13 protein-coding genes are annotated in these 16399 nt (G+C 57.9%); 6 read left to right on the top strand and 7 right to left on the bottom strand.

Going from position 1 to position 16399, the window contains the following annotated elements; all coding sequences use genetic code 11:
- Positions 1-834, bottom strand: an 834-nt coding sequence (locus ABYA88_RS08805; RefSeq protein ID WP_373186734.1) for an AMP-binding protein, incomplete at its 3' end; no start/stop codon positions are given.
- 227 nt (positions 835-1061) lie between these two features.
- Positions 1062-2747 (bottom strand): long-chain-fatty-acid--CoA ligase, encoded by a 1686-nt coding sequence (locus tag ABYA88_RS08800; protein ID WP_373186733.1) that lies wholly within the window; start codon positions 2745-2747, stop codon positions 1062-1064.
- 195 nt (positions 2748-2942) lie between these two features.
- Between ABYA88_RS08800 and ABYA88_RS08795 the strand changes: the two genes are divergently transcribed.
- Together ABYA88_RS08795 and ABYA88_RS08790 are read left to right on the top strand one after the other, a co-directional pair.
- A complete protein-coding gene (locus ABYA88_RS08795) occupies positions 2943-3905 on the top strand; it encodes a lysophospholipase (protein WP_373186732.1) in 963 nt (320 codons plus the stop codon).
- Positions 3892-4362 (top strand): MaoC/PaaZ C-terminal domain-containing protein, encoded by a 471-nt coding sequence (locus ABYA88_RS08790; RefSeq protein WP_373186731.1) that lies wholly within the window; start codon positions 3892-3894, stop codon positions 4360-4362. The genes ABYA88_RS08795 and ABYA88_RS08790 overlap by 14 nt, the downstream gene beginning before the upstream one ends.
- Before the next feature lie 38 nt (positions 4363-4400).
- Here the strand turns inward: ABYA88_RS08790 and ABYA88_RS08785 are convergent, their stop codons facing one another.
- From ABYA88_RS08785 to ABYA88_RS08775, 3 genes are all read right to left on the bottom strand, one after another.
- Entirely contained in the window at positions 4401-5579 is a 1179-nt protein-coding gene (locus ABYA88_RS08785) for a VWA domain-containing protein (protein ID WP_373186730.1), read from the bottom strand.
- A 31-nt stretch (positions 5580-5610) separates the two neighbouring features.
- Positions 5611-6456, bottom strand: coding sequence for an AAA family ATPase (locus ABYA88_RS08780; RefSeq protein WP_373186729.1), 846 nt, complete (start codon positions 6454-6456; stop codon positions 5611-5613).
- A gap of 143 nt (positions 6457-6599) precedes the next feature.
- Complete coding sequence (locus tag ABYA88_RS08775; protein WP_373186727.1) at positions 6600-7673, bottom strand: DUF748 domain-containing protein; 1074 nt, start codon at positions 7671-7673, stop codon at positions 6600-6602.
- Between the two features lie 117 nt (positions 7674-7790).
- Here ABYA88_RS08775 and aceK point away from each other — a divergent pair, with 117 nt between their 5' ends.
- The 3 genes from aceK to ABYA88_RS08760 all read left to right on the top strand — a co-directional run bounded on the left by aceK (position 7791) and on the right by ABYA88_RS08760 (position 10814).
- Positions 7791-9494, top strand: coding sequence for a bifunctional isocitrate dehydrogenase kinase/phosphatase (gene aceK / locus ABYA88_RS08770; RefSeq protein WP_373186726.1), 1704 nt, complete (start codon positions 7791-7793; stop codon positions 9492-9494).
- Between the two features lie 308 nt (positions 9495-9802).
- Positions 9803-10009 carry a cold-shock protein gene (locus tag ABYA88_RS08765; RefSeq protein WP_028615072.1) on the top strand — a complete coding sequence of 69 codons (207 nt, stop codon included), beginning with the start codon at positions 9803-9805 and terminating at the stop codon, positions 10007-10009.
- A gap of 223 nt (positions 10010-10232) precedes the next feature.
- Positions 10233-10814 (top strand): TetR/AcrR family transcriptional regulator, encoded by a 582-nt coding sequence (locus tag ABYA88_RS08760; RefSeq protein ID WP_373186725.1) that lies wholly within the window; start codon positions 10233-10235, stop codon positions 10812-10814.
- Between the two features lie 44 nt (positions 10815-10858).
- On the opposite strand, the gene ABYA88_RS08755 is transcribed toward ABYA88_RS08760, so the two are convergent.
- Positions 10859-11233 carry a hypothetical protein gene (locus tag ABYA88_RS08755; RefSeq protein WP_373186724.1) on the bottom strand — a complete coding sequence of 125 codons (375 nt, stop codon included), beginning with the start codon at positions 11231-11233 and terminating at the stop codon, positions 10859-10861.
- A 70-nt stretch (positions 11234-11303) separates the two neighbouring features.
- Here ABYA88_RS08755 and ABYA88_RS08750 point away from each other — a divergent pair, with 70 nt between their 5' ends.
- Positions 11304-13313, top strand: a complete 2010-nt coding sequence (locus ABYA88_RS08750) for a S9 family peptidase (RefSeq protein ID WP_373186723.1) — start codon at positions 11304-11306, stop codon at positions 13311-13313.
- Here ABYA88_RS08750 and ABYA88_RS08745 read toward each other — a convergent pair.
- Positions 13297-16398 carry an efflux RND transporter permease subunit gene (locus ABYA88_RS08745; RefSeq protein WP_373186722.1) on the bottom strand — a complete coding sequence of 1034 codons (3102 nt, stop codon included), beginning with the start codon at positions 16396-16398 and terminating at the stop codon, positions 13297-13299. The genes ABYA88_RS08750 and ABYA88_RS08745 overlap by 17 nt on opposite strands.
- Position 16399 lies beyond the last annotated feature (1 nt).

Raw genomic sequence — 16399 nt, 5'->3', positions numbered from 1 at the left:
GTTACCACTGATCATCATCGCCATGCAGTGAAAGGTAAAGGCATAGATATGATAGAGCGGCAACGGACAGATGATCGTCTCTTCACCGTCCTTCATTGTGGAGCCCATCATGGCCTTGGCCTGCAGCATGTTGGCGACAAGATTATGGTGCGTCAGCATGGCGCCCTTGGCAACGCCGGTAGTGCCACCAGTATATTGCAGTACGGCAATATCTTGCGCTCCCGGCGCGGCTTCCTGGAAGCTCTGGTTCTTGCCCTTGGCCAGCGCGTCGTTGAACTTGACGGCGCCGGGGATGTTATACGACGGCACCATCTTCTTCACGTGCTTGACCACGCTGTTGACCAGCAGCCGCTTTAGCGGCGGCAGCATGTCGCCTACCTCGGTAATGATGACCTGTTTTACACCCGTGCGCGGAACTACCTGCTCCGCCAGATGAGCCATGTTGGCCAGGCAGATCAGCAGCTTGGCGCCGGAGTCGTTGAACTGGTGCTCCATCTCGCGCGGGGTGTACAGCGGATTGGTGTTGACCACCACATAGCCGGCGCGCATCGCACCGAATACTGCAATCGGATATTGCAGCACGTTGGGCATCTGGATCGCGATCCGGTCACCCGGCTGCAGGTCGGTATTTTTCTGCAGATAGGCAGCAAACTGGCCGGACAGCTTGTACATCTCGCCATAGGTGATGGTTTTGCCCAGGTTGCTGAATGCGGGCTTGTCGGCAAAACGCTGACAGGAATGTTTGAGAACATCGAGGATATTGCTGTACTGATCCGGATTTATCTCGGAGGGGATGCCTGCGGGATATTTGTCTTTCCAGAAATTCTCAAGCATGGATGCCTGCTCCTGAGCGTATTCGTCGAGGCGTACCGGCCCAAGGGGCAGCGGTCGCGTTGGTTTTATTCGTGACTATAACGGCCTTTCTGGTCGAAAAGCCGCCGAAGACTAGCAGTTTTTCCCTGTCCGGACCAGCTACGGGACTGACAATAAAAAACCGCCGGAATAATCCGGCGGCTCTGGTGTTGCGCTAAATCAGGAGGCGCGGCGTGGCCGCGCAGCCATCAGATGTCGCGCAACTCGCGGCGCAGAATCTTGCCTACCGGCGTCATCGGCAGCGACTCGCGGATTTCGAAGTGCTTAGGCACCTTGTAACCGGTGAAGTTGGCTCGGCAATAGGCCTTGAGCTCTTCGATGGTCAGGTCAGCAGAGCTGGGCACGACGAACAGCTTGACCGCCTCGCCGGATTTCTCGTCCGGCACACCGATCGCAGCGGCGTTGGCTACCTTGGGGTGCGCAGCAACGACGTCTTCGATTTCGTTGGGATAGACGTTGAAACCGGAAACGATGATCAGATCCTTGATGCGGTCGACAATGGCGACAAAGCCGTCCTCGTCGATCACTGCCACGTCACCCGTCTTCAGCCAACCATCAGCGTCGAAGCTTTCTTTGGTGGCATCATCACGCTGCCAATAGCCCTTCATGACCTGAGGGCCCTTGACGCACAGTTCGCCACGCTCTCCAATCGGCAGCTCATTGCCCTCTTCGTCAACGACCTTCAGCGCAGTACCGGGGACGGGCAAACCTACGGTACCCAGGCGTGCCAGGCCGCCACCGGGGCTGGAGCAGACAACCGGCGAACATTCGGTCAGACCGTAGCCTTCACCAATGCGGCTGTGAGTCTTCTTTTCCCAGCGCTCAGCCGTGGCCTTGACCAGCGCGGTACCACCCGAAGTCGTGCCTTTGAGATGGGAGAAATCGATCTCGCCGAACTCAGGATGTTCCATCAACGCCACAAAGAGCGTGTTCAGGCCCATCATCGAGGAGAACTTCCACTTCTTAAGCTCCTTGACGAAGCCGGGGATATCGCGCGGGTTGGTGATCAGCACGTTGTGGTAACCGGCGAGCATCATGCACATGCAGTTCGCGGTGAATGCGAAGATATGGTAAAGCGGCAGCGGACAAATAATGATCTCGCTCTCATCGCCCATGATTTTATTGCCGCTTTCGTCGCGCTGTTGCAGGTTGGCGTAGACCTGCAGCATGTTGGACACGATATTGCCGTGGGTCAGCATTGCACCCTTGGATGGTCCGGTGGTGCCACCGGTGTACTGCAGTACCGCGACGTCGTCATGGGTCTTGGCGACTGGCTTCGGAGTCTTGCCCTTGCCGGCCTTGAGGGCGGCCTTGAAGGAGATCGCCTGCGGCAGGTTGAATGCCGGCACCATCTTCTTGACTTTCTTGACCACGGTATTGACCAGCCAGCCCTTGGCGGCGGGCAGCATGTCGCCCATGCGGGCTTCAAACAGATATTTCAGGTCGGTATCGGGGGCGACTTCTTCGACCAGATGACCAAACATGTTCATGTAAACCAGGGCTCGTGCGCCCGAGTCCTTGAACTGGTGACGCATCTCCCGGGCCGTATACAGCGGGTTGGTATTGACCACAACCAGGCCGGCACGCATCGCTCCAAAAACGGCGACCGGAAACTGGAGGACGTTAGGCATCTGGATGGCAATTCGATCGCCCGGTTTGAGATCGGTCTCGTTCTGCAGGTAGGCGGCAAAATCGGCTGACAGCCGGTCCAGGTCGCCGTAGGTGATAGTGTTTCCCATATTGGTAAAGGCAGGACGGTCCGCAAACTGTTTGCAGGAACGCTCGAACACATCAATGATTGAACTGTACTGACTCTGATCGATATCGTTGGGCACGCCGGGCGGGCGTTTGTCATTCCAGAACGATGCTTCCATTATTGTTGTCCTCTTTCCCCGTATTGGTCTCATGGGATAAAAACCGGCAGTTATCCCAGTGCAATTATTCCCCCCGACAAGCAGGCTTGTCAGGGGGCTCACGTCTGTGCGTAACTCCCAAAATTACCAGCATTGGACGAAAACACAAAACGCTGCCGCGTTTCTTTTGGTACACATCTGAGGAGAATAATAACAATGCCCTGTCAAACCGGCTGGCTGGCTGCCGAAGATCAGCAAAAACTGTTCTTTTACCAATGGATGCCCGATGCGCCGCAACCCCGCGCCTGGATTCTGATAAGCCATGGAATGGCCGAGCATGCGGGCCGCTACTCCTGGCTTGCAGAGCAATTGAACCGCGCGGGTTACGCGGTGGCCGCGCTGGACCAACGTGGCCACGGCCAGAGTATTACTGACCAACCGGGCCATTTCGCTGACTCGGATGGCTGGCGCAAGGTGACAGCGGATATTTCATCCCTACGCAGGCATATCAGTGAACATGCAGACAAGGCTCCGGTGTTCCTGCTGGGTCACAGCATGGGTTCCTATATTGTCCAGGGTCACCTGTTGGCGAATGCAGCGGGTCTTGCGGGGGTGATCCTCAGCGGCAGTAATGCCCATCCGCCGGCAGTGAGCAAGGCAGGCAGAATGGCCGCAGGTATCGAGGGTCGCCTGCGTGGCTGGAACAAGCCAGCGCTCACGCTCGGCAAGCTGAGCTTCGGCCAGTTCAACAAGGCCTTCAAACCCAACCGGACGGAATTCGACTGGCTCAGCCGGAACCCGTCGCAGGTTGATGCCTATATAGAGGATCCGCTGTGCGGTTTCGCCTGTACCGCACGCCTCTGGCACGATCTGTTTGGCGGTCTGCTGCAGATCGCCGACCCTGATCGGTTGCAGCAGATACGTACCGATCTGCCGGTGCATATCGTTGGCGGTGACGCCGACCCGGTCAGCGCTGGCAACGGCCTGCCAAGGCTGCAGCAGCGCCTCATCAACGCGGGGCTGACATCCACGAGCCTGCAATTGTATGATGGCGCGCGCCACGAAATATTCAACGAAATCAATCGCGAGCAGGTAGCAAAGGATCTGCTCGACTGGTTGGCAAAGCAGTTGCCAGCCACCTCTTCAGCCGATTCGGAGTCTGCAGATGTCACAGCTTGAAAACCGTACCTATGATGAACTGAACACAGGTGACACTGCCTCTGTGACCCATCTGGTCACCGAGCGCGACCTGTCGCTATTTGCCGCGGTATCCGGCGATGTCAATCCGGTGCACCTGGACGAAGCCTTCGCCGCCGCCACCCCGTTCAAGGGCCGCATCGCCCACGGCATGTTCTCCGGCGCGCTGATCTCGGCAGCCATCGCCTGTGAGTTACCCGGCCCAGGAACCATCTATATTGGTCAGGAAATGAGCTTCATGAGGCCGGTGCGCCTGGGCGATGAAGTTCGGGTGGAGCTGGAAATCCTCGAGAAACTGCCGAAAAACCGCGTGAAGATCGCCACGCGGGTGTTCAATCAGGATAACAAGCAGGTGGTGGATGGCGTGGCTACGGTGATGGCACCCACCGAGAAAGCGAGCATGGAACGGCCGACCCTACCAGAGGTGAAGATCGGCTAGAAGCCGGAGCTGGAAGTGTTGCACTTCCAGCTACCGACTTATTTACTCAAAAACCGCATCCCCTCTTCCAGACCTTCCAGAGTCAAGGGGTACATCCGGTCCTCGATCAGATCACGCACGATGCGTGTCGAGGTGGTGTAATCCCAGGCGTCTTTCGGATAGGGGTTAATCCAGATCATCTTCTTGTACTTCTCCATGAAACGCTGAATCCAGACGTGTCCGGCCTCCTCGTTCCAGTGCTCCACACTGCCGCCGGGCTGGGTAATCTCGTAGGGTGCCATGGCGGCGTCGCCGACGAAGATCACCTTGTAGTCCGGTCCGTACTTGTGCAGCAGGTCCATCGTGGACGTACGCTCATTGGTGCGGCGCAGGTTGTTTTTCCACACCGACTCATAGGGGCAGTTGTGGAAGTAGAAGTATTCGAGATGCTTGAACTCGGTGCGGCAGGCGGAGAACAGTTCTTCGCAGACCTTGATATGCGCGTCCATCGACCCGCCGATATCAAAGAGCAGCAGTAACTTGACCGCGTTGCGCTTCTCCGGGCGCATCTGGATGTTCAGCAGACCAGCATCGCGGGCGGTGTGGTCGATGGTGCCATCGATATCCAGCTCGTCCGGTGAACCCTGACGGGCGAACTTGCGCAGGCGACGCAGAGCCACCTTGATATTGCGCGTGCCCAGCTCGACCTGGTCGTCGAGGTTCTTGTACTCGCGCTGATCCCAGACCTTGGCAGCCTTGCCCTGACGCTTGCCGGCATCGCCCACGCGAATACCTTCGGGATTGTAGCCACCGGAACCGAATGGGCTGGTACCGCCGGTACCGATCCATTTGTTGCCGCCCTCATGGCGCTCTTTCTGCTCCTCAAGGCGCTTCTTGAACTCTTCGATCAGCTTGTCCAGACCGCCGAGGGACTGGATCTTCTCCCGCTCCTCGTCGGTCAGCATCTTCTCGAATTCCTTGCGCAGCCAATCCTCGGGTATCAATGCTTCAAGAAGCTGGTCGAGATTCTGCAGACCGTTGAAATAGGCGCCAAAAGCACGGTCGAATTTGTCGAAGTGGCGTTCATCCTTGACCATCACGGTGCGCGCGAGATAGTAGAACTCGTCCATGTCGGCGAACACGACATGGTGCTTGAGCGCACGTATCAGATCGAGCAGCTCACGCACCGATACCGGCACCTTTGCTGCTCGCATTTCATTGAACAGGCCCAAAAGCATGGGCTTCCCCCTTCTTAATGGATCTGACGTCTCAGCGGTTCTGACGACGAGTCATGAATGCCAAGCGTTCGAGCAGCTGTACGTCCTGCTCGTTCTTGACCAGCGCGCCATACAGCGGCGGGATGGCCTTGGTCGGATCACGGTCGCGCAGCACCGCCTCGGGAATCTGGTCGGCCAGCAGCAGCTTCAGCCAGTCAACCAGTTCAGAGGTCGATGGCTTCTTCTTCAGACCGGGCACCTTGCGCACGTCAAAGAAGATGTCCATGGCTTCGGACAGCAGCTCCTTGCGGATCTCGGGGAAATGCACATCAACAATCCGCTGCATTGTGGTGCGGTCGGGGAATGCGATGTAATGGAAGAAACAGCGGCGCAGGAAGGCGTCGGGCAGCTCCTTCTCGTTGTTCGAGGTAATGATGATGATCGGACGCTGCTTGGCCTTGATCGTCTCATTGGTCTCATAAACATAGAACTCCATTTTATCGAGTTCCTGCAGGAGATCGTTGGGAAACTCGATATCGGCCTTGTCGATTTCATCGATCAGCAGAATCGAACGCTCTTCCGATTCGAAGGCTTCCCAGAGCTTGCCCTTCTTGATGTAGTTGCCGACGTCGTGCACCTTGTCGACGCCCAGCTGGGAGTCGCGCAGACGGCTTACCGCATCGTATTCGTACAGCCCCTGATGCGCCTTGGTGGTCGACTTCACGTGCCAGGTGATCAGCTTCATGCCCATCGACTCGGCCAGCTGTTCGGCGAGCATGGTCTTGCCGGTACCGGGCTCACCCTTGACCAGCAGCGGGCGCTCCAGAGTGATTGCGGCATTGACCGCAAGCTTCAGGTCATCGGTGGCGACGTAGGACTGTGTGCCTTCAAACTTCATGGTGAATTCCTCGGACAAAAGACGGGCGGCAGGCGATTGCATCACTAAAATAAGGCAAAAACTATAACATGCAGCGCTTTGCACTGTGAACGTGACTGGGGTATTCAGTCACTGAATGATCCAGCTAGAACCGGGTGTCCGGGCTATTTATCTTTCTCCGCAGCCACCTCAAAGCCGGAGCTGAATGCCTCGACAAACCCGTTACGCAGAATACCGAAGAACGCCTGCAGCGGGCTCACTTCGGCAGCGCTCAAATTGCCACCCAGGGTCACTCGGGTAGCCAGCTGGTCCCTGCGCTGATTCTTGAGGATTGCTTCACTGCCACCCACAAGGGCTTCCCAGATACCGCGCAATATGCCCTTGTCTTCATTGCGGATGTCCTGATCGAAATTGAATATCTCCACGTTGCGCATCAGCGGCTTTACGTACCCCTGCAGCTCTCCGTCCGTTACCGTGGCCTCGATAACCAGTTCGCCGGTACCTGCCTGAAAATCGAAGTTGCCATAGGCTGACGCAAAGTCATTCAGCCGCGGCAGCTGGACTTCCGATACCCTCAGCCTGAAGTCGAAATCGTCCATGCGCACCAGGGGATCAAAAGTCGCCGCCACTTCTACTGGCGCATGCCCGAGAAAGGAACCCGTCCCGTCAAGTGTCGCAGCATGATCTCCATCCCGATTCTCCGCGGTGCTCAGGTTATGGGCGACCAGGTCAACATCGCTGGCATACAGGTTGACTTCCGGCCTGCTGGTAAAGTTGCGAAACGCCAGAGTGCCATCGATTACCCGCAGTTCATTAAGCGTAATCGGCAGCTGCTCCTGCAGTTTTTCCCGCCAGTTGACGCCCTCTCCGGCCTGTTTATCCTGCTCGTTCTGCGCATCGACAAAGGTCAACTCCGGCTCGATGAAACTGACCACCGCCACCAGCGCGCGCTGCTCCCATAATGTCTTCCAGCTGACAGCGATCTCAGTCAGCGGCGCCTTGAGCAGTGGCGCCTGAACATTGCCTGTGATCTTGCTGATACTCAGGTTGTGCAGTTCATAGGCGCCACGCCACCAGTAAAGCTCTACCTTTTCTACATGGCCGGTGTATTCGCCCATTTGGGCCATGTTTTCGTTCAGCAGATTGCGTACCAGAGAGGCGAGGGAAATGTGCAGGATTACCAGCAGGATAACCACGCTCGCCAAGGCCCCGTAGGCAAAACCATTTTTCTTGTTCATCAACAGATCCTTATCTTCAACCGTTTCAGTAAGCCGGCCCGTTTCCAAATCGCTCTTTCGCTGCAATGCCAGACTGGCTATCCTGCGAGCAATCACTTGCTCAGGTTCGATCACGCCATGCCCTTCAGCCCCGTTACCCTTGCTCAACACATTCTCGATGGATTTGACAGCTACCGCCAAGCCTTTCGCGATATTACTGCTGGCGCCCGGCGCCGTTTCGAGGAGGCACGCTGGGCCGAGATCCAGGAGGCCTCCACCGCACGCATCAATCTGTACGAAGAGTGCGTTGCTGCCACCTCTGCTGCGTTGGAGCACGATGCCAATGCGAGCGACATTCTCAATGTCGACCGCTGGCCGGCCATTCGCCTGGCCTACATCGATCTGATCGCCCAGCGCTTTGATGACGAGTTGGCGGAGACCTGGTTCAACTCCATTTTCACCAGCCTGCATCATCATGATCAGATCAGCGATAAGACCATGTTCGTGCATACCACGCGTCCGCCTGGGCGTCCGCCGTCGCGAACGCCGCTGACACGGGGTTTTATCTCCGACGGTTCCCTCGACAGCCTGGCCAGGCAGGTACTGGACGACCACAGCTTCAGCACGCCCTGGGTCGATTATGAGGGCGACTGCCAGATGATTGTCGAGCATCTGCAAAAAGGCCTGCCGGATTGGGCGCAGAACGACCGGGGCCTGACCATTGAGCTGGTGCATTCGGTGTTCTACCGCAATAAAGGTGCTTATCTGGTAGGACGCGTGCTCAGCCAGAACGAACAGTGGCCGCTCGTGCTACCGCTGATCCACCGGGACAACGAAGGCATCAGCGTCGACACCCTGATAACCGACGAGTCGCAAGTATCGATAATCTTTTCCTTTACCCGCTCGTATTTCATGGTCGACGCCCCGGTGCCCGCGGAGCTGGTGGCCTTTCTCAAGCAGTTACTGCCTAGCAAGCATGTAGCCGAACTCTATACCGCGATCGGCTTCTACAAGCAGGGCAAGTCGGAATTCTATCGCGCACTGATCTCTCACCTGGCCACCAGTGAAGACCGCTTCATGATGGCACCGGGCGTGCGCGGCATGGTGATGAGCGTATTTACCCTTCCTGGCTTCAACACGGTATTCAAGATCATCAAGGACAAGTTCGCGCCGTCGAAGAACATCGATCGGGCGACCGTGATAGACCGTTACCGACTGGTCAAGCGCCACGACCGGGTGGGTCGCCTGGCCGACACCCAGGAATTTGCCGATTTCCGCTTCCCCCGTGAACGCTTCGAACCGGAGTGCCTGGCGGAGCTGTTCGAAGTGGCTGCCTCCACGGTAATAGACGAGGGCGACGTCATTCTGGTGCGCCACTGCTGGACCGAGCGGCGGATGACGCCTCTCAACATCTACCTGGAGAATGCCTCCGAGACACAGACCCATGAGGCGTTGCTGGACTACGGCAAGGCGATCAAGGAGCTGGCAGCTGCGAATATCTTTCCCGGCGACATGCTGCTGAAAAACTTTGGTGTCACCCGCCACGGCCGCGTGGTGTTTTACGATTACGACGAGATCAGCTATCTGACCGAGGTGAACTTCAGACACATACCCGAGGCCATGTACCCTGAACAGGAGATGGCCTCCGAGCCCTGGTACTCAGTTGGTCCCAATGACGTATTCCCCGAGGAATTCCCGGTGTTCCTGTTTGCGGACATCAATCATCGGAAGGCGTTTGCCAGGATGCACGGTGACATCTTCGACGCCGATTACTGGAAAGGCCTGCAGGAGCGCATCAAGGACGGCCAGGTGCTTGATGTATTCCCCTATCGCCGGGGCTGAAGGCCTGGATTCCGACGAACGGAGGTGCAATTACAAATTAATTTCACTGCGAGGGTGTTATTTCCTCAATCTGTCGTATACTGAGTTTCGTTCATTTTGTACCGGCAGGTACTTACTCAGGCGCAGCGCAAGCTGAGCTTGACAAGGTTAGCCACAAGGCGCAAAGTGAGCGCGTAGGTTTTCAAGATAGAGTAGTAGGCTGCAAGCGCACTTTTCAGTACGTAAGTTTGTCATTCTCGTAATCTTTGATTCCCCGCGCTTTAATTGAGCACAGCTCAAGTTTTTCAATTTGATAGGAATTATCCGAAATGGCAACTGGTACAGTTAAGTGGTTCAACGACACTAAAGGCTTTGGCTTCATTACTCCGGATGGCGGTGGTGATGATTTGTTCGCCCACTTCTCCGAAATCAAGGTTCAGGGCTTCAAATCCCTCGCCGAGAACCAGAAGGTGTCTTTCGACATCACTACTGGTCCTAAAGGCAAGCAAGCTGCAAACATTCAGGTTATCGGTTAATTCCGAAGTCTGACTGAAAAACCCGGCTCCGGCCGGGTTTTTTATTGCCTGCAGAAAAGCCCTCCCTCTAGCTGCGCCTGGCAAAAAAAACTCGCCTGAAAAGTCCTTAAGCCTTAACCTATGGCCCTATCAGAAAGGCCGCCAGGGACTACCCGACGCTGCTTTTTACCCGTGTTGCCTTTGCGCAACCCGCCACCAGGACGTTTATGAGGGGGTTCCCGCAGTGGAAAGCACCGAGTCCAAAAAAACCGACGAAAGCCGCAGGCTGACCATATTCCGTGCTGCCGAGGCAATCGTCAGCGAACTTGGCGCGTCACAGCTGACATTTTCCAGTTTGAGCGAACGCACCGGGATCGACCAACCAACACTGGAAACGATGTTTCCCGACCGTGAAGCCCTGCTTGCGGCGATGATCGAACACCGCCTGGAGCGCTTCAGGATTCGCTGGAGAGCCTATGAGAGCGTGTTACCCGATGAGCCCATGCGCGAACTGAAATCGCTGCTGCTGAGCAATTTGAGCGAATCCAACGAAGAAAAGAACCTGGACTCGGCGATTCTGGCCGCAGCCGCTAGCAATCCCGAATTGCTCCAGACCACCTCAGACGACGTTCAGGGCTTGTTCAATATCCTCGCCGAATCACCGCTGGGCCTTGCCCAGGCGAGCATCCTGTTCTTCTCGGTACGCGGCTACCGCCTGTTCGAACAAATCGGCATCTGTCCGATGACCGACCTGCAACGCAGCGAATTCCAGGAACAGATCATGCGTTTGGCCAGAACCCTTTACGAACAGAAAACAGAAGACTGATTGCCTGTCGCGCCGCCGGGTTAGCTCAGCGGCGCTAATAATGCTCAGTGCTGGCCGCGGGCGTATCGGGTCTCGACCGGCTTCCAGCGGATCCAGGCAGTGCGCAACAGCGCGAAAGCGATATAAGCGAGCATGGCCACCCCCATCACCAGACTGAGATCACCCAGGATTCGCGCCTCGTTGTCACCGGTATCAAGTATCGCATCGAGCAGCAGAATAATGGTCGCCGGCGCCTGTGCAGGCTCCATCTGATCGACCTTGACCGGGGTAAACAACAAGACAGCCATCGCCACCCATAAGGGCTCACGGACGAACCACCAGGCAATCCAACTGGTCATTTTCCACCATACCAACCAGCCACATGCGGCAGCCGCCAGGTAAACCAGCCATACCGTCTCGTATTCGGATTCGTTGAACATCAGGCAAGTCACCGTCGCATTATAGAGTGTGCAGCTATAATAGCTTTTTTATCCCAGGAGTCCCAACCAGATGCCAGTTCCAGCCCGCCGCGACACCACAGCCGACCCCTACGCCTGGCTCGAGGAGCGCGACAGTCCGGCTGTACTGGAGTACCTGAATCATGAGAACGAACTCACTGAAACCTGGTTGCGCGAGCATAACGACCAGCGAGAGATGCTGTTCAACGAGATCCGCGGCCGGATACGGGAAACAGACCTTTCCCTGCCCGCTGTATGGGGACCGTGGCTGTACTATCAGCGCACCGAAACAGGCGCGGAATACCCTCGATTCTTCCGGTGCCAGCGCCCGGCGGACGGCGGCCTGGAAATCGATAACGACAGCGAGGCCCTGCTTCTGGACCTCAACGCCCTGGCCGGGGACGGGTTTCTTCAGCTGGGCGAGTATTCCATAAGCCCCGATCATCAGTGGCTGGCCTATAGCCTGGATCGCCAGGGTGACGAGGTCTATCAGCTGTATCTGAAGCATGTCGCCAGTGGCGAGATCAGCGAACTGGAGCTCGACCAGGCCGACGGCAGTATGGTCTGGGCGGCTGACAGTGCACATCTTTTCGCCATCAGCATGGATGAAACCTCGCGACCTGCGCATCTCTGGCGACTGCATCCGCAGCACACTCCGGTGCATGTGTTTCATGAGGCGGATCAGCGTTTCTATCTGCACGCCTACCGCAGCAGCTCCGAGCAATGGTTGCTGTTGGCGAGCTCGAGCAAGAACACCAGTGAGGTACAGGCCCTGCCGGCCGATCAGCCCCGCGGGGATTGGAAGGTGATGGCACCCAGGGCGGAGGGCCACGAGTATCACGTGGACCATGGCCCCGACGGGCTGCTGATCCGCAGCAATGCCGAGGGAGAGAATTTTTGTCTGTATCGGGCCGACCCCGCGTGCGTGCGACAGGAAGACTGGCGCAGGCTCGTCGCCACCGACCCGCAACGCACCCTGGAGGATTTCAGTGTCCAGGCAGCCGGTTTGTTGCTGCACTATCGGGATCAGGGCCTGGTCACCCTGGAGGTACGCCCGAGAGAGGCACCGGATTACGTGGTAAGCATGCCTGATGCGGTCTACAGCCTGCACGTACAGGGTGGTGAGGAGTACACCAGCGCCGATATCAGGTTGCGCTATGAGTCGCTGAACAGGCCCGCACAGGTTATCGCCCTGCGTCTTGCCACTGGCGACCAGCGGGTGCTCAAACAGGTTCCGGTCGAAGGCGCATTCGATGCCGATGACTACGAGGTGATTCGCCAGTGGGCGACCAGCGCCGATGGCACGCAGGTACCGATCAGCCTGATCCGGGCGGGCAACCGCAAGTCCGGCCCTGCCCCGCTGTATCTCTATGGTTACGGGTCCTATGGGGCGAGCATGGATCCCTGGTTCTCCCATGCACGCCTGTCGCTGCTACAACGCGGCTGGCAGTTCGCGATCGCCCATGTACGCGGTGGCGCAGATCTGGGTGAGGGCTGGTATCAGGCGGGCAAACTGGAACACAAGGAAAATACCTTCAGCGACTTCATTGCCTGCGCCGAGCATTTGATCGACAGCGGCTTCACCAGCAAGCACCAGCTGGTCATCGCCGGTGGCAGTGCTGGCGGCCTGTTGATCGGCAACGTGGTCAATCAGCGACCTGGTCTGTTTGCCGCAGCAGTAGCCGATGTGCCCTTTGTCGACGTATTCAACACCATGAGCAACCCGGAACTGCCGCTGACGGTAGGCGAGTACGAGGAGTGGGGGGATATGCGTGATCCCCTGGTGGCTGAACGGGTGAAGAGTTATGCCCCCTACGAGCAGGTAAAAAGACAGGACTACCCTGCCCTGTTTGTCACCGCTGGCTACCACGACATGCGCGTGCAGTACTGGGAGGCTGCCAAGTGGGTCGCCAAGCTGCGTCACAGCAAGACTGATAACAATCCGTTGCTACTGCGCACCCAGATGAGCGCAGGCCATGGCGGCGCCAGCGGGCGCTACCAGGCCATGCGCGAACTGGCCGAAGAGTACAGCTTCCTGCTCGCCGTTATTCCCGACGCTTGAAGCCGCGCTGTTCCAGCAGCATGTAGAACACCGGCACGAAGATCAGCGCCAGGGTACTCGCGGCGAGCATGCCGCCGACTACCACGGTACCGATCTCCTGCCGGCTCACGGCGCCAGCACCGGTACTGAATGCCAGTGGCAAACTGCCGATAATGAACGTCAGCGCGGTCATCATGATCGCGCGGAAGCGCTGACGAGCTGCGGTCAGAGCCGAGTCGAATGGCGACATGCCATCCTTGCGGTTCTGCGCAGCAAACTCGACGATCAGGATCGCGTTTTTCGCGGCCAGACCGATGAGCACCAGCAACCCCACCTGGAAATAGATGTCGTTGGGGAATCCACGCAGCATCGAGGTCACCACCGCGCCAAACACACCAAAGGGAATCGCCGTGGCTACCGCCAGCGGCAGACTCCAGCGCTCGTACTGGGCTGCCAGAATCAGGAAAACCATGAGGATGCCCAGAGCAAAGGCGATTGCCCCGGATGAAGCCGAATCGAGAAGCTGGTATGCCTCGCCTACCCAGCCCAACTGTGCATCTGGCCCCAGCACCTCAGCCGCCACCAGCTGCATTGCCGCCAGCGCATCGGCGGTATTGTAGCCAGGCGCGGGGTCGGCGCTGACCTTGGTAGCCGGATACAGATTGAAGCGGCTGACACTGTCGATACCCTGGGTTCGTGCCAGATTGACTACCGAATTCAGCGGCACCAGCTCGCCGCTACCGGCGCGGACGAAGACCTTGCCGAGATCCTCCGGATCACTGCGAAAGTCAGCCTCGGCCTGCATGTTGACCTGCCAGTTGCGGCCTTCCAGGGTGAAATCGTTCACATACAGGGCGCCAAAGGTGCTGCGCATCGTGATAAAGATATCGTCGATGGCAATGCCCATGGATTTGGCCTTGTCCCAATCAACCGTGGCATCATAGCGCGGCACGCCGACATTGACCGCGGCGCGCACATTGGTCAGCTCAGGGCGCTGGCGGGCAGCGGCTACCAGTCGGTCAGCTTCGGCCTTCAACGTGAGTGCATCGCCCTCACCCAATATCTGCAGGTAGCCTTCCACACCACCTGTCAGGGACAACCCCATGATCGGCGGTGGGACGAAGGCAAATACATTGGCCTCCTGCAACTGCGCGCCCATTCCGGCGATCCGGTTGGCCACAGCCTGTGCACTGTGCTCCTCGCCGGGTCGTTCGTCCCAGTCGATCAGCGTCACGAAGGCGACGCCGGTGTTGGTCCGCAAACCGCGGTTGAGAATGTCAAAGCCGGCAAAGCTGGTGACACCCTTGATCTCTTCCATCTCGACAATCTGTTTGCTGACGACCTCGCGCACCGCCTCGGTACGTCCCAGCGCCGAAACCGCCGGCAACTGATACACCGCCAGGAGGAAACCCTGGTCTTCCTGGGGCACCAGGCCGGTGGACATCCGATCCAGCAGGAACAGCGTCGAGCCAATCAGTAGAACGAACAGCGCCAGGGTGATCTTTACATGCACCAACATCCAGCCGACCACCGACGCGAAGCCATTGGTGAGCCGGTCGAAGCCATTGTTGAACCAGGCGAAAGCCGGTGACGGCTCCGTCTGCGCACGATCGAGCAGGATCGCGCACATTACTGGAGTCAGGGTCAGGGCGACCACGCCGGAAAGCGCTACGGATACCGCGATGGTTACCGCAAACTGACGATAGAGTTCACCACTAAGCCCGCCGAGGAACGCGACCGGCGCGAACACAGCGACCAGTACCAACGTCGAACCGACCACCGCACCGGAAACCTGCTTCATCGTCTTGCTGGCGGCCTCATAACTCGACAACCCCTCCTCCTTGATAAGCCGTTCGGCGTTTTCCATCACGATGATCGCATTGTCGACCACCACGCCGATCGCCAGAATCAAGCCGAACAATGTCAGCAGATTGACCGAGAAGCCGAACAGCTGCATGCCGGCGAAGGTGCCGATCAGCGATACCGGAATGGCCACCAGCGGGATCAGCGTAGCCTTGAGGTGTTGCAGAAACAGAAAGGTAACCAGCAGAACCAGGGCCAGTGCCTGGATCAACGTAATAATGACCTCACGAATGGATACATCAATAAAGATCGTCGTGTCGTAGGGGATACTGAATGTCAGGTCGCCGGGGAAATCGGCAGAAATCCGCTTCATTGCCTGACGCACGTTCTCCGCGGTTTCCAGCGCATTTGCGCCCGGCTGCAGGTAGATCCCGATGGGTACGGCGTTCTTGGCATTGAAGGTGGCGCTGAAGTCATAGCTCTGCGCGCCGAGTTCGGCGCGGGCAACGTCACCCAGGCGCAACGTACGACCATCGGCGTCGGCACGCAGAATAATCTGCTCGAAGTCCTCGGTGGTTACCAGACGACCCGGGGTGCTGACACTGTAGGTGAAGGCCTGATCCGGCGGTGCGGGCTCGGCGCCAATCCGCCCGGCGGCAAACTGGGCATTCTGCTCGCGCAGGGCGGCCGCCACATCACTGGGCGTGAGACCGAACTCGGCTAGTTTGTCCGGGCGCAGCCAAATGCGCATGGAATAGTCCTGTGCACCGAACAGCGCAGCATTGCCCACACCGGGTAATCGCACCAGCTCGTCAAGCACATTCAACAGGGCATAGTTGCTGATCGCCAGGGTGCCCAACTGCTCTTGCTCAGAGGTCAGCGCAATGACCTGCAGTATCGAGGTAGAGCGCGCCTGCACCTGCACACCCAGGTTACGCACTTCCTGCGGCAGCCGGGCGGCAGCTCTCTGCACCCGGTTGTTGATATCAATCGTCGCCTGGTCCGGATCAGTGCCGATCTGGAAATGCACCGTCAGCTGCATCGCACCCGAGTCAGCGCTATAGGATTCCATGTAGAGCATATTGTCGACGCCGTTGATCGCCTGTTCCAGCGGCGCTGAAACGGTTTCGGCAATCACGCTGGCACTGGCGCCCGGGTAACTGGCCTGCACGACGATTTGCGGCGGTACAACCTCGGGGTACTGCTCCACCGGCAACTGGGCAAGTGATGCACCGCCGGCAATCAGCAGAAGAATCGAAAGTACCGTGGAGAAAATCGGGCGGTCAATGAAGAATTGCAGCATA

It is taken from the genome of Halopseudomonas sp., assembly GCF_041579695.1.
Classification (GTDB): Bacteria; Pseudomonadota; Gammaproteobacteria; order Pseudomonadales; family Pseudomonadaceae; genus Halopseudomonas.
The sequence above is the reverse complement of the archived record's forward strand: the minus strand, read 5'-3'. Positions and strand labels throughout refer to the sequence as shown.